Genomic DNA, 21,649 nt, shown 5'->3' with positions numbered 1-21,649 from the left:
GTCACGGTTGCGCGGATCACGGCTGTCCACGGGACGACATGCCGCGACAACCGTCCCACAGCCACATCGGTTTGCTAACGTGGCGGCGCCTTCGAACCGGGAGATCCCATGTTCCGCCAGACCGTGGCCGTCCTTGCCGTGCTGATTGCCGGTGCCGTGCCCATCGCTGCGCGCGCCGCGCCGGCGCCGCCGCCGATCTTCGGTGCCTACTACCCCGGCGGCTCGGCCGAGCGCTATCCGGTGTCGAGCATTCCCGCCGAGCGCCTGACCCATCTGTTCTATGCGTTCTCCACCATCGAGGACGGCCGCTGCGCGGTCGGCGCGGAAGCGCCGAAGAACTTCGCCGCGCTGGCCGAGCTCAAGAAGGCGCATCCGCACCTGCACACGCTGATTTCGATCGGTGGCTGGGGTGCGGGTGGGTTCTCCGATGCAGCGTTGACCGAGGCCAGCCGCAAGCGCCTGGTGGACTCATGCATGGCACTGTTCTTCGATCACCATGCTGGCAGCTTCGATGGCGTGGATATCGACTGGGAGTTCCCGGTCAGTGGCGGGCCGAAGGAGCTGGCGCATCGCCCGCAGGATCGCGCCAACCTGACCAGGCTCGCGCAGGCGTTCCGCGTGGCACTCGACGCGCACGGGCGCAAGGTGGGGCAGCCAATGCTGCTGACCGCCGCGCTGGCCGCCGGTCGCCTGCAGACCGATGGCCCCTATGATCCGGCGGCGAGCTACGACCTGCCGGCGCTGGCCAAGGTGTTCGATTTCATCAACCTGATGAGCTACGACATGGGCACCGGCTTCTCATCGGTGTCGACCTTCAATGCGCCCCTGCATGAAGTGCCGGCCGATCCGCTGGCGCCGGAGCTGCGGCGCTGGAACAACGTGGCCGGCGCGGTGCAGTACTACCGCGAGCACGGTGTGCCGGCCGACAAGCTGGTGCTGGGCGTGCCGTTCTATGGGCGCGGCTTCAAGGTCACCGGCGATGCGCCGGATGGCCTGTATCAGCCCTACAGCGCACCGGCCGACGCCGGCGACTGGCGGGTGATCAAGGCGCGCTATCTCGACCAGCCGGGTTGGGTGAGGCACTGGCAGCCGCAGGCGCAGAGCCCGTGGCTGTACAACGCCGTGCAGAAGATCTTCATCAGCTATGAAGACCCGCGCTCGATCGGCCTGCGTGCCCGGTTCGCCCGCGAGCAGGGCCTGGCCGGGGTGTTCATGTGGGAGCTGACCGGCGACGACGAGCAGGCCAGCCTGCTCAACGCGATGCTCGGCCCGTGGCAGAAGGCGCGCATCGGCGATTGAGTCACTGATGGCGCCGGGCCATGCACGGCGCCAGGCGGCAACGCCATCGACCCGACACCGCACATTGCGACGACGCCGGCGGCGCTACGCTTTGGGCATGATCCATCTCGAACGCCTGGACCACCTGGTCCTCACCGTGGCCGACATCGAACGCAGCTGTGACTTCTACCAGCGCGTGCTCGGCATGCAGGTCGTGCGCTTCGGCGCTGGCCGTACCGCGCTGCAGTTCGGCCAGCAGAAGATCAACCTGCATCCGGCCAGCGCGCCACTGCAGCCGCATGCGCTGCGACCCACGCCGGGCAGTGCCGATCTGTGCCTGGTCACGCATACGGCAATGGTCGATGTGCTGGCGCACCTGCAGGCGCAGGCCATCGTGGTGGAGGAGGGGCCGGCCACACGTACCGGTGCGCTGGGACCGATCGAATCGGTGTACTTCCGCGACCCGGATGGCAACCTGATCGAAGTGAGTCGTTACCCGGGCGAAGAACACCCGCAGCGGTAGCGCCGGGCCATGCCCGGCGAAGACTCAGTTGGCCCAGACGCTGTTGGGGTCGCCGTTGCGGGCGCGGCGCTGGCTGGCGACGGCCAGGCGAGCGAAGCCGAAGGCCATGGCCAGCGCGATGGCATCGACCCAGAACAGCGGCCAATGGCCACGCGCGGCGGCGCGCCACAGCCAGTCACCATTGAGTGCGCCGTGCAGGACCGGCACCAGTGCAGTGCTGAGCGCTGCGGCCCACAGCAGCTCGCGCGCCGCCTGCGCGGGGCGGCGCAGTGCAGCCCACAGCGCACAGGCTGCCCAGCTGCCGAAGCAGGCCCAGCGGATGCCGTGGTCGACCGCCGACGGTGCCAACCGCTCCAGCACCAGCGCGGTGATGAAAGCGACCGAGATCGCCACGCACAGGCCGATGCACACGCCGACCGTGGCCCGCGCCATGTTCACCCCGGCGCGTGGCTGTTGCGGCTGGCGACGCTTGCGCCGCGACTCGATCCACAACAGGTTGCCGGAGTAGAACAGGAACGCACCGCCGAGGCCGAGCAGGAAGTACAGCCAGACCACCACGCCGTTGCCGAACTCGCCGAAGTGCAGGGCATAGGCGGCGCTGAGCGTGGCGTGGTTGGCATCGCGCTGGCCCGGCAGCTGGGAGGCCAGGACGTTGCCGGTGGCCACGTCCAGGGCCACCGAACCGAGCGGCCCGAGTGTGCCGGTGGATTCGCCCGTGATCTCGATCGTGGCGTTGGCATCGCCGGCGTTGGCCAGCTTCAGGTAGGCCGGCTCGAAGTTGGCCACGCCCTGTGCGCGGGCTACTTCAAGCGCGCGCGCATGCAGCAGGCGCAGGCTGCCCGGCGGTGCCGGGATGCCACTGGCGTCGCGCACCGGCGCGGTGTCCATTGCAGTCGGTACCGCCTGCAGGGCCTTGCCGTCGTAGATCAGTGGATTGAGCAGGGCCATCTGCACGAACACCAGGCAGAGCAGGGCGCCAGTGACCGCGAACATCAGGTGGAAGGGCAGGCTGAGCACGCCGATCACGTTGTGCGCGTCCTGCCACAGTTGTTTCAGGTTGCGGCCCGGACGCAGCGCGAACAGGTCGCCGAACAGCTTCGGCAGGTGGATCACCAGGCCGCTCAGCAGCGCCATGCCATACAGCAGGCTGACGATGCCCATCACGTAGATGCCGGCCACCGGCAGGCCGAGGCTGTAGTGCAGTTCGTTGACCAGTTCGGCCAGCCCGGTCTGTGGCGGCGTCGGGCTGCCGGCGATCTGGCCCGGCCAGGCATAGCGCCAGCTGCCGTCGTCGGCCTGCCAGTAGGCCAGGGGTTGCGGATGTTCGGCGCCGGGGAACGTCATGCCGACGTGGCGGCGGGCCTCCGGGTGTGCCGCCAGCACGTCTTCCAGCAGGTACTGCGCGTCGTCCAGGCCCGCCGGTAACGCGGTGGCTGCACCGGGCGTCTGCCACAGCGGCAGGTCGTGGTGGAACAGGGTCAGCGCACCCGCGTAGAAGGCCACGAACAGGCCGAAGCCGGCAACCAGGCCGACCCAGGTGTGCAGGGTGGTGAACGTACGCAGGGTCTGCGAGCTGAACTTCATGGGGTGAGTCTCATTGCACCGCGCCGGTCAGGCGCAGCAGCGTCAGCACGGCGAAGCCGGCCGCAGCGCTGCCGGCCAGTGTCACCCAGGCGCGCAGCGCGCTGCGGAAGCTGAACGCCCACAGGGCAGCCAGCATCCACAGCGGGATGAACGTGATCAGGCTGGGCACCAGCGCGTTCTGCCAGGGGCCCGGCGGCAACCACGTCACCAGCCCGGTCGCGGCCGCGGCCAGCAAGAAGCCGGCCACGATGCCGGCGAAGGCGCGCGGCCACATCAGGGCGACTCCGTGCCCGGGCGATGCCAGGCGGCCAGTGCCGGCAGCAGCATCGCGGCCAGCATCCAGGTGCACAGCATCGCCACCAGGCCAGCGGCAAAGCCGAGTTCGGCCATCCACAGCCACAATGCGGCCGCGGCGGCGACCAGGCCGATCTGGCGGCCGAGGCGGCCGGCGCGGCGCAGGCGGGGCCAGCGGCAGTGCGGCGAGGCGGCATAGAAGGCCAGTGCCGAGAACATCGCCGCCAGCATGCCCAGGCTGCAGAAGCCCAGCGTGGAAAGGCCGACGGTGATCATTGCGGGCGGCCGCCATGGCAGCGGGCCAGCGAACGCGGGGCACGGGCGGGGCCGGCGGGAGCCGGTCGGAGCGGGTGGCGCATCACGAGGTCCTGGGGGGAAGCGGGCAGGCTGGCACGGGGCGGGCTGCGCGGACATGGTAATCATTGCGTTTTCACGCCGCCAGCGAGGACCATTCAGCGGACCGTACGGTAGGCCTTGGGCTTTCCGGTGTGCTGGTTTAAGATCGTCGCAGAACCCTGACTGGAACAAGGTGGCCCGCGCCCAGCGCCGGCCGAGCGTGCGACATGAGCACTACCACCGCCCACTGTTGACCTGCCCCCGAAGGCCCTGTGTTCCAGGCGCCCTCGCGGCGCTTTTTTATTGCCCGGGCAATGGCCCGGGAACGCTTTCCAGCCCGCCCAGCGGGCCCCGCACGAAGCCAATGCGATGATCAACATTACCCTTCCCGACGGCAGCCGCCGCGAGTTCGAAAACCCCGTCAGCGTCATGGACGTCGCCCAGTCGATCGGTGCCGGCCTGGCCAAGGCCACCATCGCCGGCTCGGTCGATGGCGTGCTGGTCGATGCCAGTGACGTCATCGACCACGATGCCAGCCTGCGCATCATCACCGCCAAGGACGAGGAGGGCGTGGAGATCATCCGCCACTCCTGCGCCCATCTGGTCGGCCACGCCGTCAAGCAGCTGTACCCGGACGTGAAGATGGTGATCGGCCCGGTGATCGCCGAGGGCTTCTACTACGACATCTATTCCGAGCGCCCGTTCACCCCGGACGACATGGCCGCGATCGAGAAGCGCATGGGTGAGCTGATCGCCCAGGATTACGACGTCATCAAGAAGATGACGCCGCGCGCCGAAGTGATCGAGATCTTCAAGGCCCGTGGCGAGGACTACAAGCTGCGCCTGATCGAGGACATGTCCGACGACATCCAGGCGATGGGCATGTACTACCACCAGGAATACGTGGACATGTGCCGCGGCCCGCACGTGCCGAACACGCGCTTCCTGAAGGCCTTCAAGCTGACCCGCATCTCCGGCGCCTACTGGCGCGGCGATGCGCAGAACGAACAGCTGCAGCGCATCTACGGCACCGCCTGGGCCGACAAGAAGCAGCTCGAGGCGTACATCAAGCGCATCGAGGAAGCCGAGATGCGCGACCACCGCCGCATCGGCAAGCAGCAGGACCTGTTCCACCTGCAGGAAGAGGCGCCGGGCCTGGTGTTCTGGCACCCGAAGGGCTGGGCGTTGTGGCAGGTGGTCGAGCAGTACATGCGCAAGGTCTACCGCAGCAGCGGCTACGGCGAAGTGCGCTGCCCGCAGATCCTGGACGTGAGCCTGTGGAAGAAGTCCGGCCACTGGGACAACTACCAGGACAACATGTTCTTCACCGAGTCGGAGAAGCGCACCTACGCGGTCAAGCCGATGAACTGCCCGGGCCACATCCAGGTGTTCAACCAGGGCCTGCACAGCTACCGCGACCTGCCGATCCGCTACGGTGAGTTCGGTTCCTGCCACCGCAACGAGCCGTCCGGCGCGCTGCACGGCATCCTGCGCGTGCGTGGTTTCACCCAGGACGACGGCCATGTGTTCTGCACCGAGAGCCAGATCGAATCGGAAGTGACCGCGTTCCACCAGCAGGCGCTGGCGGTCTACCAGCACTTCGGCTTCGACGAGATCCAGATCAAGATCGCGCTGCGTCCGGAATCGCGCCTGGGCGACGACGCCACCTGGGACAAGGCCGAGGGCGCACTGCGTTCGGCGCTGTCCGCCTGTGGCGTGGAATGGCAGGAGCTGCCGGGCGAGGGCGCCTTCTACGGCCCGAAGATCGAGTACCACCTGAAGGACGCCATCGGCCGTACCTGGCAGCTGGGCACCATGCAGGTCGACTTCATGATGCCGGGCCGCCTCGGCGCCGAGTACGTGGATGAGAACAGCCAGAAGAAGCATCCGGTCATGCTGCACCGCGCCATCGTCGGCTCGATGGAGCGCTTCCTGGGCATCCTGATCGAGCACCATGCCGGCCAGTTCCCGGCCTGGCTGGCGCCGACCCAGGTGGTGGTGGCCAACATCACCGACGCCCAGGCCGACTACGTCTCGGGCGTGACCAAAACCCTTGCGGAGCAAGGCTTCCGCGTCAGCTCGGATTTGCGTAACGAGAAGATCGGCTATAAAATCCGCGAGCATACGTTGCAGCGCGTGCCCTACCTGCTGGTCATTGGTGACCGCGAGAAGGAAAATGGGGCTGTGGCGGTGCGTACGCGTTCTGGCGAAGACCTGGGCAGCATGAGCCTGCAGGCCTTCATCGAGCGGCTCCAGGCCGAGGGCGCGTAAGCAAAGGTCCGGTCCGGGGGCACAGGCACCCGGACCGGTTCGATACCCTTGGGAGAACGTAATATCAGCACCCCTGACAACAAACAGAACCGCAAGAATCAGGAAATCCGTGTGCCGCGCGTCCGCGTGATCGGCAGTGACGGAGAAATGATCGGCGTGTTGTCGCGCGACGAAGCGCTGTCCATGGCCGAAGATGAAGGCCTGGACCTGGTCGAAATCCAGCCGCAGGCCGATCCGCCGGTCTGCAAGATCATGGACTTCGGCAAGTTCAAGTTCGAAGCGCAGAAGAAGGCCAGCGAGGCCAAGAAGAAGACCAAGCAGGTCGAGATCAAGGAAGTGAAGTTCCGTCCGGTCACGGACGAGGGCGACTACCAGATCAAGCTGCGCAAGATGCGCGGGTTCCTTGAAGAAGGCGACAAGATCAAGGTCAACATCCGTTTCCGTGGCCGTGAAATGAGCCACCAGGAACTGGGTCGCGAAATGGCCAACCGGATCGAGACCGATCTGGGCGAGGACATCGTCATTGAATCCCGTCCGCGCCTGGAAGGGCGTCAGATGGTCATGATGATCGCGCCGAAGAAGAAGACCTGAGGCCTGACGGGCCGCCTTCCGGGGCGCCTGGCTGAATGGTTCAGGGTAAGGGGACGCCACTGGCGTCCCTTTGCTTTTGCAGGATGCCGGTGAAATGCCGGCGCAAGGGGTGCTGGGGCTGGTGGCAAGGCGGTTTTGCCTGTATCATGCCCGGCTCGACCCACCCAGGACGGGTCGTACGCCGATCATGGCAGGACGGAAAGAGCGGCCCAGGCCGCCGCCAGATCAGTCAGAAACCAGGGTCAAATCCCATCAAGGACATTGCAATGCCCAAGATCAAGACCAACCGGGCAGCGGCCAAGCGTTTCCGCAAGACCGCCTCGGGCAAGTACAAGTGCGGCCACGCCAACCGTAGCCACATCCTCACGAAGAAAGCGACCAAGCGTAAGCGTAATCTGCGTCAGACGGGCCATGTCCGTGCAGAAGACGCAGGCCGTCTGGACCGCATGCTCCCTTACCTCTGAGGAACTGAAAAATGGCACGAGTTAAGCGTGGCGTACAGGCGCGTCGCCGCCACAAGAAGATTCTGGATCTCGCCAAGGGCTATTACAACGCCCGCCGCAAGGTCTTCCGCGTCGCCAAGCAGGCGGTCATCAAGGCACAGCAGTACGCCTACATCGGCCGTAAGCAGAAGAAGCGCAACTTCCGTTCGCTGTGGATCACCCGTATCAATGCGGCTGCCCGCATCAACGGCCTGAGCTACAGCCGCTTCATGAACGGTCTGCTGAAGGCCGGCATCACCCTGGACCGCAAGGTCCTGGCTGACATCGCCGTGCACGACGCAGCCGGTTTTGCTGCGCTGGCCGAAAAGGCCAAGGGCGCGCTGGCGGCATAAGTCCTTCCCGATGCCGTAACCGTTCATCCGGAACGGTGTCAGGTCAAGGCAATGCATGGGGAAGGGCGCAAGTCCTTCCCCATTCTTTTTTGGGTCCCGGCGAGGCCATGGCGGCAGCGCGGGGACGGCGGTGGCGACAGGGGTCGGCCCTTCGCGCATCGCGATGGCAGATCGACTGGAGTTCCGGCCCCCCATGAGCGACATCCAATCCCTCACCACCCAGGCGCTGGCCGATGTGGCCGCCGCACAGAGCCCCGACGTGCTGGAACAGCTGCGCGTGGCCCTGCTTGGCAAGAGTGGCAGCATCACCTCGCAGCTCAAGCAGCTCGGCGCCCTGCCGGCCGACGAGCGCAAGGCCGCCGGTGAGGCGATCAACCAGGCCCGCGACGCGCTGACCCGCGCGCTCGGCGAGCGCAAGGCGCTGCTGGAAGATGCGGCACTGGATGCACGCCTGGCCGCCGAAGCCATCGACATCACCCTGCCGGGTCGCAACGGCGACCGCGCCGGCCTGCATCCGATCACCCGCACCCTGGAGCGCATCACCGGCATCTTCGGCCGGCTGGGCTACGAGCTGTCGGAAGGGCCGGAGATCGAGGACGACTGGCACAACTTCGAGGCGCTGAACTTCCCGCCGCACCATCCGGCGCGCGCCATGCACGACACCTTCTACTTCGGCGACGGCCGCCTGCTGCGCACGCACACCTCCGGCGTGCAGGTGCGCTACATGGGTGACCACGCGCCGCCGCTGCGCATGATCGCCGCCGGCAAGGTGTACCGCAGCGACAGCGACCAGACCCATTCGCCGATGTTCCATCAGGTGGAAGGCCTGCTGGTGGACGAGCATTCGACCTTCGCCGACCTGAAGGGCACGCTGGCCGAGTTCGTGCGCGCCTTCTTCGAGCGCGATTTCGAGATGCGCTTCCGCCCCAGCTATTTCCCGTTCGTTGAGCCGGGCGCGGAAGTGGACATCGCCTGGCAGCAGCCCGATGGCAGCACCCGCTGGCTGGAAGTGCTCGGCTGCGGCATGGTCCATCCGAACGTGCTGCGCAACGTCGGCATCGATCCGGAGCGCTACACCGGCTTCGCCTTCGGCATGGGCGTGGAGCGCTTTGCAATGCTGCGCTACGGCGTCAACGACCTGCGTGCGTTCTTCGAGAACGACGTGCGGTTCCTGAAACAGTTCGCGTAAGCCGCAACCGTGTAGGGCCGAGCCATGCTCGGCTGCTCCCAAATTCGCAGGCCCAGGCGCATGCGCCGGGCCCACCAGGATGACACCATGAAATTCTCCGAAAACTGGCTGCGCAGCCACGTCCCGACCGGCGCTTCGCGCGATGAACTGAGTGCAGTGCTGACCGCCATCGGCCTGGAAGTGGAAGACGTGACCGCGCTGGGCGAAGGCCTCGACCACGTGGTCGTGGCACGCATCGTCGACGCGGTGCGCCATCCGGAAGCGGATCGCCTGCAGGTGTGCAGGGTTGATGCCGGGCAGGGCGAACTGCTGCAGATCGTGTGCGGCGCCCCGAACGCGCGCCCGGGCCTGGTCGCGCCGCTGGCGATGGTCGGTGCGCAGATCGGCGAGCTGAAGATCAAGCCGGCCAAGCTGCGTGGCGTCGAGTCCAACGGCATGCTGTGCTCGGCCAAGGAACTGGGCCTGGACAACGATGCTTCCGGCCTGCTGGAACTGCCCGACGACGCACCGGTCGGCCAGACCCTGGTCGAGTACCTGGGCCTGCCGGATGCCAGCATCGAGATCAAGCTGACCCCGAACCGCGCCGACTGCTTCAGCCTGCGCGGCATCGCCTACGACGTCGCCGCCGCCACCCGCAGTGAAGTGCTGGACTTCGCTGCCGACGCCATTCCGGCAGTCGGCAGCCGTGAGCTGGGCATCCAGCTCGACGCCGGCGCCGAAGCGCCGCGTTACCTGGGCCGTGTCATCGAAGGCGTCAATGCTGCCGCCAGGACCCCGTTGTGGATGGCCGAGCGCCTGCGCCGCAGTGGCGTGCGTCCGGTCTCGCTGCTGGTCGACATCACCCAGTATGTGATGCTGGAGCTGGGCCAGCCGATGCACGCCTACGACCTGGGCACCCTGCAGGGCAGCATCGCCGTACGCCGTTCGCGCGCGGGCGAGACGCTGAAGCTGCTGGACGGCCGCGATGCTGCGCTGGACGACAGCTTCCTGGTGGTCACCGACGCTGACCGCGCGGTCGGCCTGGCCGGCCTGATGGGCGGCTTCGACACCCGCGTCACCGACGCGACCACCGCCGTGTTCCTGGAAGCGGCGCACTTCGCGCCGGCCGCGATCATGGGTCGTGGCCGCAAGCTTGGCCTGCACACCGATGCCGGCCATCGCTTCGAGCGCGGCGTCGATCCGGCGCTGCCGCGCACCGCGATCGAGTACGCCACCCGCCTGGTGCTGGACCTGGCCGGCGGTACCCCGGCACCGGTCACCGAGGCCGTGCGTGAAGCCGATCTGCCGCAGCCGGCGACCATCGTGCTGCGCCGCGCCCGCATCACCCGCGTGCTCGGCATCACCATCGACGATGCGGAAGTCGAGCGCATCCTGCGCGCGCTGGGCATGGACGTGGTCGCCGCCGCCGACGGCTGGCAGGTGGTCGCGCCGAGCCGCCGCTTCGACATCGCCATCGAAGAAGACCTGATCGAAGAGCTGGCCCGCATCCACGGTTACGAGCAGATCCCGACCACGCTGCCGGGCGGTGCCTCGCGCGTGGCGATGCCGAGCGAGACCCAGCTGGAGGCGCTGAGCGTGCGCCGCCAGCTGATCGCCCGTGACCAGCAGGAAACCGTCAATTTCGCCTTCGTCGACGACGCGCTGCTGACCCAGTGGCAGCTGCGCGACGGCCTGGTGCCGCTGGCCAACCCGCTGTCGGCCGAACTGGCGGTGATGCGCCCGTCGCTGCTGCCGGGCCTGGTCGCCACGTTGGGCCGCAACGCCGCCCGCCAGTTGGGCCGCGTGCGTCTGTTCGAGCTCGGCCGCGTGTTCGCCCAGCAGGCCGGAGACGGCCAGCCGGCACCGCTGGAAACCCCGCGCGTGGCCGCTGCGGTCTGCGGTGAGGCGCAGGCGGTGCAGTGGGGCCTGCCGACCCGCAAGGTCGACTTCCATGACCTGAAGGGCGACCTGGAATCGCTGGCGGCCGCCAGTGGCGCGCAACTGGAGTTCCGCCCGTCCGTCCGCGCCTACGGCCACCCGGCGCGTTCGGCCGAGGTGTTCCGCGATGGCGTGGCGATCGGCTGGATCGGCCAGATCCACCCGCGCCTGACCCGGGCGATGGATATCGAAGCCGACGTCTACGCCTTCGAGCTGGACCTGGAGCCGCTGACCGCCCGCCGACTGCCGCGCGCCGGCGAACTGTCGCGCTTCCCGGCGGTGCGTCGCGACCTGGCGTTCCTGGTGCCTGAACAGGTGGCCTGGGCCGATCTGGCGGCCACCGTCCGCCAGGCCGCCGGCCCGCTGCTGCGCGACCTGAACCTGTTCGACCGTTACGTCGGCCAGGGCGTCGAGCCGGGATTCAAGAGTCTCGCTATGGGCTTGATTTTGCAGGACAAGTCGCGCACTCTGACGGACCGCGACGTGGATGCGGTGGTGGCCGAGGCGGTCACTGCCATCGAGCGTGAACACCACGCCCGGATCCGCGGCTGAGCGGGCAGCACTCGGGGGTAGCAGGCAATGGCATTGACCAAGGCGGAGATGGCGGAAAAGCTGTTCGACGAAGTCGGTCTGAACAAGCGGGAAGCCAAGGAATTCGTCGACGCGTTTTTCGATGTGCTGCGTGAAGCATTGGAACAGGGACGTCAGGTGAAGCTGTCGGGCTTCGGTAATTTCGATCTGCGGCGCAAGAACCAGCGCCCGGGTCGCAACCCCAAGACCGGCGAGGAAATTCCGATTTCCGCCCGTACGGTGGTCACCTTCCGTCCGGGCCAGAAGCTCAAGGAGAGGGTGGAAGCTTATGCTGGATCCGGGCAGTAACCGCGAACTACCGCCGATCCCGGCCAAGCGCTACTTCACCATCGGTGAAGTCAGTGAGCTGTGCGACGTCAAGCCGCATGTCCTGCGCTACTGGGAAACCGAGTTTCCCAGCCTTGAGCCGGCCAAGCGCCGAGGCAACCGCCGCTACTACCAGCGCCACGACGTGCTGATGGTGCGGCAGATCCGCAGCCTGCTGTACGAACAGGGCTACACGATCGGTGGTGCACGCCTGCGTCTGGACGGCCCCGATGCCCGCGAGGAATCGGCGCTGAGCAACCAGATCATCAAGCAGGTGCGCATGGAGCTGGAAGAAGTGCTGCAGTTGCTGCGCCGCTGATCCCATTTCCATCGTAATCCGCTATACTTCACGGCCCGCCGCAGTGGCGGGCACATCGCAGCATCAGTCGGGGCGTAGCGCAGCCTGGTAGCGCATCTGCCTGGGGGGCAGAGGGTCGTCGGTTCGAATCCGGCCGTCCCGACCACTGTGATGAATCAAGAAGCCCGCGCAGCGATGCGTGGGCTTTTTTGTGCGTGCGGTGTATGCTGCGCGCCACTCGTACTACCGCGGCTGCTGAACCCGGTACTCACGAGAACACATCATGGATTCTGCAAGAAACCGTGCCTGGCGTCGCAGCCAGGCTCGCAACCGTGGTGGCGACCGCGCCACGACCGCCTACAGCTACAAGCCCGAGAAGAACTGGAAGCTGCTGTATACGCGCGATGCCAAGCTCGCGCGCGCACGCCAGCTGGGCTTCACTTATCCGGTCCTCAGCGCCCGCCAACTGCAGGAACAGGAATGATCAACCTGCTGTTCGTCTGCAGCCGCAACCAGCTGCGCAGCCCGACCGCCGAAGCCATGTGGCGACGGCGACCCGGCTTCGCTGCGCTGTCGGCCGGCACCAGCCCGCATGCACGACGCCCCATCGGCCCGGCGGATATCCGCTGGGCCGATGTCATTTTCGTGATGGAGGCCAAGCACCAGCATCGCCTGCAGGCCGCGTATGCGCGCCTGCTGGAATACAAGCGCCTGCATTGCCTGGATATCCCCGACGACTATCGCTGCATGGATCCGCTGTTGATGGACCTGCTGGACGCCAAGGTGGCCACGTATCTCGATCAGCTGCCGGCAAAGCGGTAGAGCAGCTCCGGATCGCCTTCGTCCAATCCGTGCACGATGCCGCTGTCGATGAAACCCGAAGCGGCGAGCAGGCGTTGCATGCCGGTATTGGAAGCATTGGTCGAAGTGAACAGCCTGCCGTGGCCGTGCAGCGCGATGGCATGGCGCAGCAGGGCGGCGCCGACGCCCTGGCTGCGTTGTTCGCGCGCCACCATCAGCATCTCGACGAAGGCTTCGCCGAAGAAGTGATGGTGGATGACCAGGTAACCGGCCAGCTGACCGGCCCATTCGGCCACGTGCATGCCACCATTGGCCTGCCAGTCGCTGATCTGCCGTGCGCGTTGCGGATCGTGGACCGCAACGCTGTCGAGCGCGATCAACGCGGAAACGTCGGCGGGCATTGCCTCGCGGATGTGCAACATCGTCGAGGAGGGATCGGGCGGCACCATCGAAGGCTCCTGGGCTGGGTACGCCCAGTCTATCGATCGCGTCGGCCGTGTCTGCGCATCCGCCACAGCCAGCGTGTGGTCGGCAGTCAATACACACGGAACTCGGCACGGCAGCCGTCGCTGACCCACACGCCGCGGCGGTCCCAGCCCCAGTTGCGATCCTCGACGCACGGTGTCACCGACTTCTGCTTGACCAGGCGTACCTCGTGGCGCACACGGATGCGGCATTCCTTCTCCTTCTGCTCGTAGGACTCGCAGACCAGGCGCTCGCCATCGTCATCGCGGTCACGGTCACGGTCCCGGCCGCGCCCCGGCCAGCGGCCGCGTCCCTGTCCGTCGGCCACGAACTCGGCGCGACAACCGTCGGTGACCCAGAGCATGCGGCGGCTCTGGCCCCAGTTCTGGTCCTCTACGCAGCGAGTGACCGACAGCTGCCTGGCCAGGCGCATGCGGCCTTCGATCGGGCACTGCTGGGTCTTGTTGAACTGCGATTCGCAGCGCAGCGGCGCAATGGGATCGCTGTCGTAATCCTGGGCGGCCACCGTGGTGGCGGCCAGCAGCAGGGCCAGGGTGGGGAGGGCAATCGGCAGCAGCAGGCGATGGGTCATGGGGGGGGCCTCGGCAGGGGAACGGGCCGCAAGAATGGACCAGCCCGGGGCCATCGGAACGGATCGTTCCGGCGTTGGCTCAGTGGGGATTTAGTAGTGTGCACCGGCCCATGCAGAGCCTTACATCCCTTATCATCGCGGCACATCCGATCGCATCGGCTTACACCTTCTTACATCTCTCCCACGCTTGCCGGCCCAGCCTGTGGCTGCCGTCACTGGCGTGCAGCCGGCGTGTGGAGGAGGATGCGCGGACCACGACGACCACAGGGGGTTGCGTTGATCAGCAGTACCGTCATTCATCGCTCGGCTGGCGCAGAGGCCGGGCAGGTGCGTGTCCTGGACACCACGTTCAAGGGCAAGCATGTGTTCATTGCGTGGGGCCTGCGCGGGCCGGAACTGGCCCGCAGCGCGGACCCGCCCACCACCGTGGCTGCGCGCAAGGCGCTGCATGCCGTGGCCGGCCACAGCGAGGGACCGCGCAGCCCGGAAGTGTTCATCGCCAACCAGTCGGCGGTGGCGATTACCGTCTATCGGCTGCTGACCGAGGCGCGTTCGGGCGATGCCATCTTCTTCCTGTGTGATTCGCAGGCCGTGGTCGACTGGTTGATCACCGCACTGGAAGTGCAGGGCGAAGGCTGACAGCGCGCAGGGTCAGGCCAGTGCCGCATCCACCGCCGCCAGGGCGTGCAGGGTGGTGGTGTCGTACAGCGGCACCGGGCTGTCCTCGGCGCGGACCAGCAACATGATTTCGGTACAGCCGAGGATGATCGCTTCGGCGCCGCGTGCGACCAGGCGCGCGATCACGCCGGCGTATGCCTGCCGCGAATGCTCGCTGACCACGCCGCAGATCAGCTCCTGGTAGATGATGTCGTGCACGCTGCGGCGATCATCGGCCTCCGGAACCAGTACCTCCAGCCCGAAGCGGTCCTGCAGCCGGTCGCGGTAGAACGCCTGCTCCATGGTGAAGGCGGTGCCGAGCAGTCCCACCTTGCGGATGCCGGCCTGCAGGATCGCCGCGGCGGTCGGGTCCGCGATATGCAGCAGGGGCAGCGGGCATCCGGCTTCGATCCGGCCGGCCAGCGTGTGCATGGTGTTGGTGCAGATCACCAGCAGCTCGGCGCCACCGGCCTGCAGCCGCCGTGCAGCATCGAGCATGTGGTTGCCCAGCAGATCCCATTGGCCGTCGTGCTGCAGCTGCTTGATGCCGGCGAAATCCACCGACCACAGCAGCAGTTGCGCCGAATGTGCACCACCGAGGCGATGCCGCACCGCCTCGTTGATGAGCCGGTAGTACTGCGCCGAGCTTTCCCAGCTCATGCCGCCGATCAGGCCAAGGGTCTTCATGCACTGCTCCAAGCCAGAGACGGCCATTGCAGCACAGATGGCAGTGGCGCTGCCGTGCACGGGCGCCGGCATCTGTAACCGTCGCATCCACCGCCCGCTGTATGTGCCGCGTCCTGCATGGGTGCCCTATGCTGGTGCCGTCTTCTGAAGTGGAAACCGGCAATGGCCCTGCATACCTGGTGGTGGTTCCTGGCCACGGTCTTCGTGCTGTGCGGGACGCCCGGGCCGAACATGCTGCACATCCTCGGGCGCAGCGTCGGGCTGGGGTTCCGTGGCAGCGTGCCGGCCATGGCCGGCTGCCTGCTGGCGATGCTGCTGGTGCTGGCCGCATCCGCTGCGGGCCTGAGCGCGTTGCTGCACTCCTCGCCGATGCTGTTCGAAGTGCTGCGCTATCTCGGTGTGGCCTACCTGGCCTGGCTTGGCATCAAGGCGTGGCGTGACAGTTGCCGCCCGGCACCCGCGGTGGCCGATGCTGCCGAGGTCACACTGGCGCCGGTACATGGCGCAGCGACGGTATTCCGTGGCGGCCTGTGGGTTGGCTTGAGCAACCCCAAGCTGTTGTTGTTCGCCGCGGCGTTCCTGCCGCAGTTCGTTGATCCGTCGCGTAGCCAGGCCGTGCAGTACAGCGTGCTGGTGGCGACCTTCGCGGCCTGCGAACTGTTCTGGTACGTGATGTACGCCGCCGGTGGCCACGGCCTGCGTCGTTGGCTTGCAAAGCCATTCGCACGGCGCTGGTTCGAGCGGCTGGTGGGAAGCGTGTTCCTGGCCTTCGCGGTGGCGCTGCTGCGCTTCCGGCCGCGCTGATTCACGCCGCACACGCGGCCTTTTCACGATTGCCGCATCGGCTGCGGCCTAGCCTGATCACACCGTTTGCGTTCCCTGCGGGGTAAGGACTGACATGATCAAGTGGGCCATCATTTTCGCCATCATCGGCATCATCGCCGGCGTGCTGGGCTTCGGCGGCATCGCCGGTGCCGCTGTGGGCATCGCCAAATTCCTGTTCTGGGCCGGCATCATCATTGCCGTGGTGCTGTTCCTGATCGGCATGAGCGTGGCGAAGAAGGTCAGCTAGCACCTGTCGCGCAGCAGCGCGTTCAGTGCGCGCTGCTGCGCGAGAACAGGTTGATCACCAGCACGCCGGCGCAGATCAGCGCGATGCCGGCCAGCGCAGCTGCATCCAGCCGCTGCTTGAACACCACCAGGCCGATCAGCGAGATCAGCACGATGCCGACGCCGGACCAGATCGCATAGGCGATGCCGGTCGGCACCGACTTCATGGTGACCGACAGCAGGTAGAAGCACAGCCCGTAGCCGACCAGCGCGCCCAGTGTCGGCCACAGCCGGCTCATGCCGTCCGAGGCCTTAAGCAGCGACGTGGCAATCACTTCCAGCACGATGGCGGCGGCCAGGTAGATATAGGGGTTCATCGCGGGCTCCGGGTCACTGCGGGTCGCACAGCTTGAGGGCCTGCTCGGCCATCGCCAGCGCATTGAGGCGCTCTGCTTCGTCCAGCGGCCGACCATAGGCGGTGGCCCAATAGCCATCGGCCGCGCAGCGTGCCGCGTACAGGCGCGGATCGCCGGCTTCGCCGGGGAACTCGGCCAGCATCGCGCGCTTCCAGTCGCGCCAGTGCGCCAGCAGGGCCGGCTCCATCAGGTTGCCCAGGGTCAGGCCGATGTCGTTGTCCTGTTCCTGCTGCAGCAGGTGCTCGAAGTTGGCCCGCACATAGGCGCGGCTGAAGCAGCCGTGGCCGGGCGTGCCGTCCTGCAGGAGCGCGCGCACACGCGCCTCGAATTCGCCGATGAGTGCGCCGATGGCTTCATCGACCAGTGCCTGCTTGCTGCTGAAATGGTGGAACAACGCGCCCTTGCTGACCCCGGCCACGCGCGCGACATCCTGCACGGTCAGTGCCGCCAGCCCGTGCTGGCCAATCACGGCAATGGTGGCGTGCAGCAATGACTGGCGCACGCTGTCGGGCGCTTTGCGCCGCGAGCGGGGAGGGGGGGAGGACATGATGGGAAGAAACCGACTGGACGGTATGATTGTAGCGCAGCCGGATCGCGTCACCGGCGCGACCATCGGCCACCGCCCGGTGGGAGCCGGATCAATCGTCGATGCGTGCGAAACGCGCCTGCGGGCCGTGTTTGCCTGGGACCTGCTCGACGAACATCGGGTAGGGGCGTACCCACAGGCCACCTTCGCCGTAGAGTGCGCGGTACAGCACCAATGGTTCCAGCGTCTCGCTGCTGCGGACGATGTCGATCACTTCGTATTCGCCGCCCTTGAAGTGGCGATACCGGCCACGGGCGAGGTCGGGCAGGGGACTCAGCTCAGCCATGACGGGTCGTGCTCACTTGCGCGCCGGGCTGGCGGGCGTGGCGCAGTACGCGTCGATCGCCTCGGCGCTGTTGGCCAGGCCGTGTGCCTGTGCCAGCTCCCAGGGCCGCTCGCAGCGCTGGCTGTGCTCGCACCACTGGTAGCCGGCCGAGCCGATGCAGCCGTGCGCGTCGCGATCGCCGCCTACCTTGGGCATGGTGGTCGAAGGCTTGCCGTCGGCACGCGGGGCTGCATTGTCCGGGCTCGCGCATGCGGCCAGAACCAGCAGCGCTGGAATCAGAAGAAGCACCTTCATGCGCGAGCTCCGTGCGTAAAGCAACATTTTCTGTCGCAAATAGCCCGTCAGCAAGCGCTCAATGCACGGCGGCGCGGACCAACTCTTCGATCAGAATCAGATAGCTGGCCACGAAATAGAACTTCAGCAACGTCGAACGCTGGTGCGAGAAGAAGGTGCGCATGTGGAAGGGGCCCCTGTTGATGATGGTAGTGTGAAGCCCGGCTGACTCCGTGACAAGGATCACGGAATGAACGAGCTAAACGGACTCAGGGATGTGATGAGGGCGGGGTTCTGACGCACTGGCGCGGACTTTTCGTACAAATCTGATAGGCCATTCCGGAGGCGGTCGCTAGCCTGATGGTGTAACGGCGAGCGGCACGTCTGCCTGCCACCGCACCCTCTATCCGCAGGAGCCTCCCCATGGTCATCACCGTCCAATGCACTGCCCAGCGCTGGTCCGTACTGCACCCGCAGGCACGCGAGGCCACCCGCTACGCACGTGGCGCCGACGCCTTTGACGCCGCCGCCGCGCTGGCCCTGGAGCATCACCGCCGCACCGGCCAGCGCAGCACGGTGCGGGTCGCGGCGCTTGGCAATACGGTAGACGCGCTTCACGTCGGAGAGTGACGCCAGCAACCGTGACGCAGTCAGGTCCGGTTGCGTTGTTTGAATGGGGAAAAACTGCCGTTGCGCTCCCCTCTGTGCGCCGGGCCGTGAATCCCGGATGCTTGCGCCATCGTATTCATCTGGAGATTTCGATGGGCAACGCACTCACTTGGCGCACCCTGGCCTGCACCCTGTTGCCGATGCTGGCGGCGGCCGGCGGCGCCCAGGCGCAGAGCTATGGCTACGGCTATGACGACGACCGCTATGGTGGCCGCGATGGCAGCGGCATCGTGCGCTGCGAGTCGGTCAAGAACCGCAGCAATGAGTGCCGCCTGGACGGCCGCGCGCGGTTGATCCGCCAGTTGTCCGGTTCGCCCTGTGTGGAAGGTGAGACCTGGGGCCAGTCGCGCAACGGCGTCTGGGTCACACAGGGGTGCCGTGCCGAATTCGTCGGTGAATACCGCCGCGGTGGCGGCTGGGGTGGCAATGGTGGCGGCTGGGGCAATGGCAATGGCAACGGATGGGGCGGCGGCGATGTGGTCACCTGCCATTCCAATGGACATCGGCAGGAGTACTGCGATGCGCGCATCCGCCGGGGTGTGCGCCTGATCCGCCAGGACTCACGCAGCGCCTGCATCGAAGGCCAGAGCTGGGGCTGGGATCGCCGCGGCATCTGGGTGAGTGATGGCTGCCGGGCGCAGTTCCAGGTGAACTGAGCTTTACGGGTTCAGCCCATGAAAATCAGAATAATCTGATACAGCTCACATTTTGAACGCCGTATTGTCTGCGATCAGGGCACGTTGCGTGCCCTGAATTCCAGCGGTGCCGTGTGCCATAACCGGCATGGGCATCCCGCCGCCATCGATACGCTGCCTCAAGGAGTGAGCTGCATGTTGATCCGCCTGCAATGCGAACAGCGCCAGTGGCGCGTGCTGCATCCGGACCGCCCGGAGCCGATCGAGTTCCGCGATGGCGCCCGCGCCTACGACTTCGCCGAGACCCTGGCCCGCCTGCACTTTGTCGACACCGGTCAGCGTGCGGCCGTGCGCGTGGAAGCCAGCGGCGCATTCGTCGAAGCGGTCAGTTACGGCTGAGCGCGGGTGCCTGCCAAGGCAGGCACCCGGAATTCCATCATCCACGCATGGCGTGGATCTACGGGTTGCGAGCCTGGAGGGTGCGGACGCTGTCCGCGCCCATTGCGCCCTGTGTGGATCTACCGGGTGGTGATCGGCCTCAGCCTGCCGCGCTGAGCGGCGGGGTACCTGCGGCGAGCTGCGGCCAGCGCTTGAGCACAGCAGCGCGGATGCCGGCGGCGTCGATGCCGGCTTCGGCCAGCAGGTCTTCGCGGCTGGCATGGTGCTGGTAGCTGTCGGGCAGCCCCAGGTGCAGGATCGGACGCAGCACGCCTTCGGCATTGAGCAGCTCACCAACACCGGAGCCGGCGCCACCGGCCACCACGTTGTCTTCGATCGTCACCAGGCCCTCGTGCTGGGCGGCGACAGCCAGCACCAGCTCGCGGTCCAGCGGCTTGATGAAACGCATGTTGACCACGCTCAGGCCCAGTTCGCGGCCGACCTGCTCGGCGGCGGCCACGGTGCTGCCGAAGGCGAGCAGGGCAATGCGGCTGCCCTGCAGGCGCAGTTCGCCCTTGCCGATCGGCAGGGTCGACAGGTCGGTGCCGGCTGCAACGCCGGTGCCGGTACCGCGCGGGTAGCGCACGGCGGCCGGGCCCGGGTGCTGCAGGCCGGTGCTGAGCATCTGCCGGCACTCGGCTTCGTTGGACGGTGCCATCACCACCAGGTTCGGCACGCAACGCAGGAAGCTCAGGTCGAGGTTGCCGGCATGGGTCGCACCGTCCGGGCCGACCACGCCGGCGCGGTCAATCGCGAACAGCACGTCCAGGTCCTGGATCGCCACGTCATGTACCAGCTGGTCGTACGCGCGCTGCAGGAAGGTCGAGTAGATCGCCACCACCGGCTTGCCACCCTGGGTAGCCATGCCAGCGGCGAGGGTGACCGCATGCTGCTCGGCAATCGCAACGTCGAAATAGCGCTGCGGGTATTCCTTGCTGAAACGCACCAGGCCGGAGCCTTCGCGCATCGCCGGGGTGATGCCGTACAGGCGCGGCTCGGCGGCGGCGGCATCGCACAGCCAGTCGCTGAATACATCGGTGTAGGTCGGCTTCTTGGCCCCGGCCTTGGCCACCAGCCCCTTGTCCGGATCGAACGGGCCCACGGCGTGGTAACCGATCTGGTCGCCCTCGGCCGGCTCGTAACCCTTGCCCTTGGTGGTCATCACATGCAGCAGCTTCGGGCCCTTGGAGGCGCGCAGCGTCTTCAGCGTGGACAGCAGGGCGGGCATGTCGTGGCCGTCGATCGGGCCGGTGTAGTGGAAGCCCATTTCCTCGAACATCGTGGAGGGCACGAACATGCCCTTCCAGTGTTCTTCCCAGCGCTTCACGAAGCGTGCCGGGTTGTTCTTCTTGTCACCGAGAATCTTCTTGCCGCCTTCGCGCAGCGCGTTGAGCGTGCGGCTGCCGGTGGCGCGGCCCAGCATCTTGGTCAGGCCGCCCACGGCCTCGGAGATCGACATGTTGTTGTCGTTGAGGATCACCAGCAGGTTCGGCTCCGGCTCCATGCCGCCAGCGTGCATCAGCGCTTCGAACGCCATGCCGGCGGTCATCGCGCCGTCACCGATCACCGCCACGATCTTGCGGTCGTCGCCTTCGGACTGGCGGGCGATGGCCATGCCCAGTGCGGCCGAGATCGAGGTCGAGGAGTGGCCGACACCAAAAGTGTCGTACTCGCTTTCCTCGCGCTTCGGGAACGGCGCGATGCCGTCCTTCTGCTTGACGGTGTGGATTTCGTCGCGGCGGCCGGTCAGGATCTTGTGCGGGTAGGTCTGATGGCCGACGTCCCAGACCAGCTGGTCGTGCGGTGTCTGGTACAGGTAGTGCAGGGCCACGGTGAGTTCGATCACGCCCAGGCCGGCGGCGAAGTGACCGCCACTCTTGCCCACCGATTCAATGAGGTAGGCGCGCAGTTCGTCGGCAACCGCCCTCAATTCGGATTCGTCGAACGTGCGCAGGTCATCCGGCGTCTGGATGCGCGCGAGGCGGGGATAGCGGGCAGAGTCGATCATCATGTTCGCACTTTTTCTGAACGCCCATTTTCGCCCTCAAACGGGGGTGGGGCAAGCAAACGCCGCCGTCCGT

Annotated in this window: 29 protein-coding genes and 1 tRNA gene; 19 read left to right on the top strand and 11 right to left on the bottom strand. The window is 66.8% G+C overall.

Annotated elements, in window-relative coordinates:
• Positions 1-108: 108 nt before the first annotated feature.
• Together AC5JLE_RS17055 and AC5JLE_RS17050 are read left to right on the top strand one after the other, a co-directional pair.
• Positions 109-1,299 (top strand): glycosyl hydrolase family 18 protein, encoded by a 1,191-nt coding sequence (locus AC5JLE_RS17055; protein WP_197561160.1) that lies wholly within the window; start codon positions 109-111, stop codon positions 1,297-1,299.
• A 97-nt stretch (positions 1,300-1,396) separates the two neighbouring features.
• The gene (locus AC5JLE_RS17050) at positions 1,397-1,801 is read left to right on the top strand and encodes a VOC family protein (RefSeq protein WP_032957457.1); all 405 of its coding nucleotides are present in this window, start codon (positions 1,397-1,399) and stop codon (positions 1,799-1,801) included.
• Positions 1,802-1,825: 24 nt separating this feature from the next.
• Here AC5JLE_RS17050 and AC5JLE_RS17045 read toward each other — a convergent pair whose 3' ends face one another.
• Genes AC5JLE_RS17045 through AC5JLE_RS17035 form a run of 3 tightly spaced genes read right to left on the bottom strand, consistent with a single transcriptional unit; the run spans position 1,826 to position 3,955 of the window.
• The gene (locus AC5JLE_RS17045; RefSeq protein WP_053495090.1) at positions 1,826-3,385 is read right to left on the bottom strand and encodes a PepSY-associated TM helix domain-containing protein; all 1,560 of its coding nucleotides are present in this window, start codon (positions 3,383-3,385) and stop codon (positions 1,826-1,828) included.
• A 10-nt stretch (positions 3,386-3,395) separates the two neighbouring features.
• Positions 3,396-3,659 carry a hypothetical protein gene (locus AC5JLE_RS17040; RefSeq protein ID WP_032957460.1) on the bottom strand — a complete coding sequence of 88 codons (264 nt, stop codon included), beginning with the start codon at positions 3,657-3,659 and terminating at the stop codon, positions 3,396-3,398.
• Complete coding sequence (locus AC5JLE_RS17035; protein ID WP_005410439.1) at positions 3,659-3,955, bottom strand: hypothetical protein; 297 nt, start codon at positions 3,953-3,955, stop codon at positions 3,659-3,661. The genes AC5JLE_RS17040 and AC5JLE_RS17035 overlap by 1 nt, the downstream gene beginning before the upstream one ends.
• Before the next feature lie 429 nt (positions 3,956-4,384).
• Between AC5JLE_RS17035 and thrS the strand changes: the two genes are divergently transcribed.
• From thrS to AC5JLE_RS16980, 11 genes are all read left to right on the top strand, one after another.
• The gene (gene thrS, locus AC5JLE_RS17030; RefSeq protein WP_032957627.1) at positions 4,385-6,286 is read left to right on the top strand and encodes a threonine--tRNA ligase; all 1,902 of its coding nucleotides are present in this window, start codon (positions 4,385-4,387) and stop codon (positions 6,284-6,286) included.
• A gap of 48 nt (positions 6,287-6,334) precedes the next feature.
• Positions 6,335-6,877 (top strand): translation initiation factor IF-3, encoded by a 543-nt coding sequence (gene infC / locus AC5JLE_RS17025; protein ID WP_079222586.1) that lies wholly within the window; start codon positions 6,335-6,337, stop codon positions 6,875-6,877.
• A gap of 266 nt (positions 6,878-7,143) precedes the next feature.
• Entirely contained in the window at positions 7,144-7,341 is a 198-nt protein-coding gene (gene rpmI / locus AC5JLE_RS17020) for a 50S ribosomal protein L35 (protein ID WP_005410436.1), read from the top strand.
• 11 nt (positions 7,342-7,352) lie between these two features.
• Positions 7,353-7,712, top strand: coding sequence for a 50S ribosomal protein L20 (gene rplT / locus AC5JLE_RS17015; protein WP_005410435.1), 360 nt, complete (start codon positions 7,353-7,355; stop codon positions 7,710-7,712).
• A 193-nt stretch (positions 7,713-7,905) separates the two neighbouring features.
• Positions 7,906-8,901, top strand: coding sequence for a phenylalanine--tRNA ligase subunit alpha (locus AC5JLE_RS17010; RefSeq protein ID WP_005417865.1), 996 nt, complete (start codon positions 7,906-7,908; stop codon positions 8,899-8,901).
• 87 nt (positions 8,902-8,988) lie between these two features.
• The gene (pheT, locus tag AC5JLE_RS17005) at positions 8,989-11,370 is read left to right on the top strand and encodes a phenylalanine--tRNA ligase subunit beta (RefSeq protein WP_262217044.1); all 2,382 of its coding nucleotides are present in this window, start codon (positions 8,989-8,991) and stop codon (positions 11,368-11,370) included.
• A 27-nt stretch (positions 11,371-11,397) separates the two neighbouring features.
• Complete coding sequence (locus AC5JLE_RS17000) at positions 11,398-11,697, top strand: integration host factor subunit alpha (protein ID WP_005410432.1); 300 nt, start codon at positions 11,398-11,400, stop codon at positions 11,695-11,697.
• Complete coding sequence (locus tag AC5JLE_RS16995) at positions 11,678-12,034, top strand: MerR family transcriptional regulator (RefSeq protein ID WP_005410431.1); 357 nt, start codon at positions 11,678-11,680, stop codon at positions 12,032-12,034. Before AC5JLE_RS17000 ends, AC5JLE_RS16995 begins: the two co-directional genes overlap by 20 nt.
• Positions 12,035-12,102: 68 nt before the next feature.
• Positions 12,103-12,179 (top strand) — tRNA-Pro (locus AC5JLE_RS16990).
• Positions 12,180-12,296: 117 nt separating this feature from the next.
• Positions 12,297-12,497, top strand: coding sequence for a hypothetical protein (locus AC5JLE_RS16985; RefSeq protein ID WP_014647847.1), 201 nt, complete (start codon positions 12,297-12,299; stop codon positions 12,495-12,497).
• Positions 12,494-12,835 (top strand): low molecular weight protein tyrosine phosphatase family protein, encoded by a 342-nt coding sequence (locus AC5JLE_RS16980; protein ID WP_262217043.1) that lies wholly within the window; start codon positions 12,494-12,496, stop codon positions 12,833-12,835. The genes AC5JLE_RS16985 and AC5JLE_RS16980 overlap by 4 nt, the downstream gene beginning before the upstream one ends.
• On the opposite strand, the gene AC5JLE_RS16975 is transcribed toward AC5JLE_RS16980, so the two are convergent.
• Positions 12,814-13,263 carry a GNAT family N-acetyltransferase gene (locus tag AC5JLE_RS16975; protein WP_049405017.1) on the bottom strand — a complete coding sequence of 150 codons (450 nt, stop codon included), beginning with the start codon at positions 13,261-13,263 and terminating at the stop codon, positions 12,814-12,816. The genes AC5JLE_RS16980 and AC5JLE_RS16975 overlap by 22 nt on opposite strands.
• An 86-nt stretch (positions 13,264-13,349) precedes the next feature.
• Positions 13,350-13,871, bottom strand: a complete 522-nt coding sequence (locus tag AC5JLE_RS16970; protein WP_180834953.1) for a DUF3011 domain-containing protein — start codon at positions 13,869-13,871, stop codon at positions 13,350-13,352.
• 243 nt (positions 13,872-14,114) lie between these two features.
• On the opposite strand from AC5JLE_RS16970, the gene AC5JLE_RS16965 reads away from it, so the two are divergent.
• Positions 14,115-14,510 carry a hypothetical protein gene (locus AC5JLE_RS16965; protein ID WP_321210777.1) on the top strand — a complete coding sequence of 132 codons (396 nt, stop codon included), beginning with the start codon at positions 14,115-14,117 and terminating at the stop codon, positions 14,508-14,510.
• Between the two features lie 12 nt (positions 14,511-14,522).
• On the opposite strand, the gene AC5JLE_RS16960 is transcribed toward AC5JLE_RS16965, so the two are convergent.
• Complete coding sequence (locus tag AC5JLE_RS16960) at positions 14,523-15,215, bottom strand: aspartate/glutamate racemase family protein (protein WP_262217039.1); 693 nt, start codon at positions 15,213-15,215, stop codon at positions 14,523-14,525.
• 162 nt (positions 15,216-15,377) lie between these two features.
• Between AC5JLE_RS16960 and AC5JLE_RS16955 the strand changes: the two genes are divergently transcribed.
• The gene (locus tag AC5JLE_RS16955) at positions 15,378-16,019 is read left to right on the top strand and encodes a LysE family translocator (RefSeq protein WP_014647842.1); all 642 of its coding nucleotides are present in this window, start codon (positions 15,378-15,380) and stop codon (positions 16,017-16,019) included.
• Positions 16,020-16,113: 94 nt separating this feature from the next.
• Complete coding sequence (locus AC5JLE_RS16950; protein ID WP_005417836.1) at positions 16,114-16,287, top strand: DUF1328 domain-containing protein; 174 nt, start codon at positions 16,114-16,116, stop codon at positions 16,285-16,287.
• 22 nt (positions 16,288-16,309) lie between these two features.
• Here the strand turns inward: AC5JLE_RS16950 and AC5JLE_RS16945 are convergent, their stop codons facing one another.
• From AC5JLE_RS16945 to AC5JLE_RS16930, 4 genes are all read right to left on the bottom strand, one after another.
• Positions 16,310-16,642 carry an SMR family transporter gene (locus AC5JLE_RS16945; RefSeq protein ID WP_014647841.1) on the bottom strand — a complete coding sequence of 111 codons (333 nt, stop codon included), beginning with the start codon at positions 16,640-16,642 and terminating at the stop codon, positions 16,310-16,312.
• Positions 16,643-16,655: 13 nt separating this feature from the next.
• Positions 16,656-17,228 (bottom strand): TetR/AcrR family transcriptional regulator, encoded by a 573-nt coding sequence (locus AC5JLE_RS16940; RefSeq protein WP_046431777.1) that lies wholly within the window; start codon positions 17,226-17,228, stop codon positions 16,656-16,658.
• A gap of 91 nt (positions 17,229-17,319) precedes the next feature.
• Complete coding sequence (locus tag AC5JLE_RS16935; protein ID WP_014647839.1) at positions 17,320-17,553, bottom strand: DUF1653 domain-containing protein; 234 nt, start codon at positions 17,551-17,553, stop codon at positions 17,320-17,322.
• A 12-nt stretch (positions 17,554-17,565) separates the two neighbouring features.
• Positions 17,566-17,847 carry a hypothetical protein gene (locus AC5JLE_RS16930; protein ID WP_014647838.1) on the bottom strand — a complete coding sequence of 94 codons (282 nt, stop codon included), beginning with the start codon at positions 17,845-17,847 and terminating at the stop codon, positions 17,566-17,568.
• Positions 17,848-18,249: 402 nt separating this feature from the next.
• Between AC5JLE_RS16930 and AC5JLE_RS16925 the strand changes: the two genes are divergently transcribed.
• From AC5JLE_RS16925 to AC5JLE_RS16915, 3 genes are all read left to right on the top strand, one after another.
• Complete coding sequence (locus AC5JLE_RS16925; protein WP_032956178.1) at positions 18,250-18,456, top strand: hypothetical protein; 207 nt, start codon at positions 18,250-18,252, stop codon at positions 18,454-18,456.
• Positions 18,457-18,587: 131 nt separating this feature from the next.
• On the top strand, positions 18,588-19,151 hold the full coding sequence (locus tag AC5JLE_RS16920; RefSeq protein WP_014647830.1) for a DUF3011 domain-containing protein: 564 nt from the start codon (positions 18,588-18,590) through the stop codon (positions 19,149-19,151).
• A gap of 174 nt (positions 19,152-19,325) precedes the next feature.
• The gene (locus AC5JLE_RS16915; protein ID WP_005417823.1) at positions 19,326-19,529 is read left to right on the top strand and encodes a hypothetical protein; all 204 of its coding nucleotides are present in this window, start codon (positions 19,326-19,328) and stop codon (positions 19,527-19,529) included.
• Positions 19,530-19,668: 139 nt separating this feature from the next.
• Here AC5JLE_RS16915 and dxs read toward each other — a convergent pair whose 3' ends face one another.
• A complete protein-coding gene (dxs, locus tag AC5JLE_RS16910) occupies positions 19,669-21,576 on the bottom strand; it encodes a 1-deoxy-D-xylulose-5-phosphate synthase (RefSeq protein WP_032956193.1) in 1,908 nt (635 codons plus the stop codon).
• Between the last annotated feature and the right edge of the window lie 73 nt (positions 21,577-21,649).

The sequence above is a fragment of the Stenotrophomonas sp. genome (genome assembly GCF_059505245.1).
The sequence above is the reverse complement of the archived record's forward strand: the minus strand, read 5'-3'. Positions and strand labels throughout refer to the sequence as shown.

Coding starts and splice junctions, on each gene's coding strand:
- AC5JLE_RS16935 (WP_014647839.1), bottom strand. CDS start 17,553: ATGGCTGAGCTGAGTCCCCTGCCCGACCTCGCCCGTGGCCGGTATCGC.
- dxs (WP_032956193.1), bottom strand. CDS start 21,576: ATGATCGACTCTGCCCGCTATCCCCGCCTCGCGCGCATCCAGACGCCG.
- AC5JLE_RS17040 (WP_032957460.1), bottom strand. CDS start 3,659: ATGTGGCCGCGCGCCTTCGCCGGCATCGTGGCCGGCTTCTTGCTGGCC.
- AC5JLE_RS16915 (WP_005417823.1), top strand. CDS start 19,326: ATGTTGATCCGCCTGCAATGCGAACAGCGCCAGTGGCGCGTGCTGCAT.
- AC5JLE_RS17010 (WP_005417865.1), top strand. CDS start 7,906: ATGAGCGACATCCAATCCCTCACCACCCAGGCGCTGGCCGATGTGGCC.
- AC5JLE_RS17000 (WP_005410432.1), top strand. CDS start 11,398: ATGGCATTGACCAAGGCGGAGATGGCGGAAAAGCTGTTCGACGAAGTC.
- AC5JLE_RS16925 (WP_032956178.1), top strand. CDS start 18,250: ATGGTCATCACCGTCCAATGCACTGCCCAGCGCTGGTCCGTACTGCAC.
- AC5JLE_RS16980 (WP_262217043.1), top strand. CDS start 12,494: ATGATCAACCTGCTGTTCGTCTGCAGCCGCAACCAGCTGCGCAGCCCG.
- pheT (WP_262217044.1), top strand. CDS start 8,989: ATGAAATTCTCCGAAAACTGGCTGCGCAGCCACGTCCCGACCGGCGCT.
- AC5JLE_RS16920 (WP_014647830.1), top strand. CDS start 18,588: ATGGGCAACGCACTCACTTGGCGCACCCTGGCCTGCACCCTGTTGCCG.
- AC5JLE_RS16960 (WP_262217039.1), bottom strand. CDS start 15,215: ATGAAGACCCTTGGCCTGATCGGCGGCATGAGCTGGGAAAGCTCGGCG.
- AC5JLE_RS16950 (WP_005417836.1), top strand. CDS start 16,114: ATGATCAAGTGGGCCATCATTTTCGCCATCATCGGCATCATCGCCGGC.
- rplT (WP_005410435.1), top strand. CDS start 7,353: ATGGCACGAGTTAAGCGTGGCGTACAGGCGCGTCGCCGCCACAAGAAG.
- AC5JLE_RS16995 (WP_005410431.1), top strand. CDS start 11,678: ATGCTGGATCCGGGCAGTAACCGCGAACTACCGCCGATCCCGGCCAAG.
- rpmI (WP_005410436.1), top strand. CDS start 7,144: ATGCCCAAGATCAAGACCAACCGGGCAGCGGCCAAGCGTTTCCGCAAG.
- AC5JLE_RS17050 (WP_032957457.1), top strand. CDS start 1,397: ATGATCCATCTCGAACGCCTGGACCACCTGGTCCTCACCGTGGCCGAC.
- AC5JLE_RS16945 (WP_014647841.1), bottom strand. CDS start 16,642: ATGAACCCCTATATCTACCTGGCCGCCGCCATCGTGCTGGAAGTGATT.
- AC5JLE_RS17045 (WP_053495090.1), bottom strand. CDS start 3,385: ATGAAGTTCAGCTCGCAGACCCTGCGTACGTTCACCACCCTGCACACC.
- AC5JLE_RS16940 (WP_046431777.1), bottom strand. CDS start 17,228: ATGTCCTCCCCCCCTCCCCGCTCGCGGCGCAAAGCGCCCGACAGCGTG.
- AC5JLE_RS16930 (WP_014647838.1), bottom strand. CDS start 17,847: ATGAAGGTGCTTCTTCTGATTCCAGCGCTGCTGGTTCTGGCCGCATGC.
- AC5JLE_RS16970 (WP_180834953.1), bottom strand. CDS start 13,871: ATGACCCATCGCCTGCTGCTGCCGATTGCCCTCCCCACCCTGGCCCTG.
- AC5JLE_RS16985 (WP_014647847.1), top strand. CDS start 12,297: ATGGATTCTGCAAGAAACCGTGCCTGGCGTCGCAGCCAGGCTCGCAAC.
- AC5JLE_RS16975 (WP_049405017.1), bottom strand. CDS start 13,263: ATGGTGCCGCCCGATCCCTCCTCGACGATGTTGCACATCCGCGAGGCA.
- AC5JLE_RS16955 (WP_014647842.1), top strand. CDS start 15,378: ATGGCCCTGCATACCTGGTGGTGGTTCCTGGCCACGGTCTTCGTGCTG.
- AC5JLE_RS17055 (WP_197561160.1), top strand. CDS start 109: ATGTTCCGCCAGACCGTGGCCGTCCTTGCCGTGCTGATTGCCGGTGCC.
- AC5JLE_RS16965 (WP_321210777.1), top strand. CDS start 14,115: ATGCGCGGACCACGACGACCACAGGGGGTTGCGTTGATCAGCAGTACC.
- thrS (WP_032957627.1), top strand. CDS start 4,385: ATGATCAACATTACCCTTCCCGACGGCAGCCGCCGCGAGTTCGAAAAC.
- AC5JLE_RS17035 (WP_005410439.1), bottom strand. CDS start 3,955: ATGATCACCGTCGGCCTTTCCACGCTGGGCTTCTGCAGCCTGGGCATG.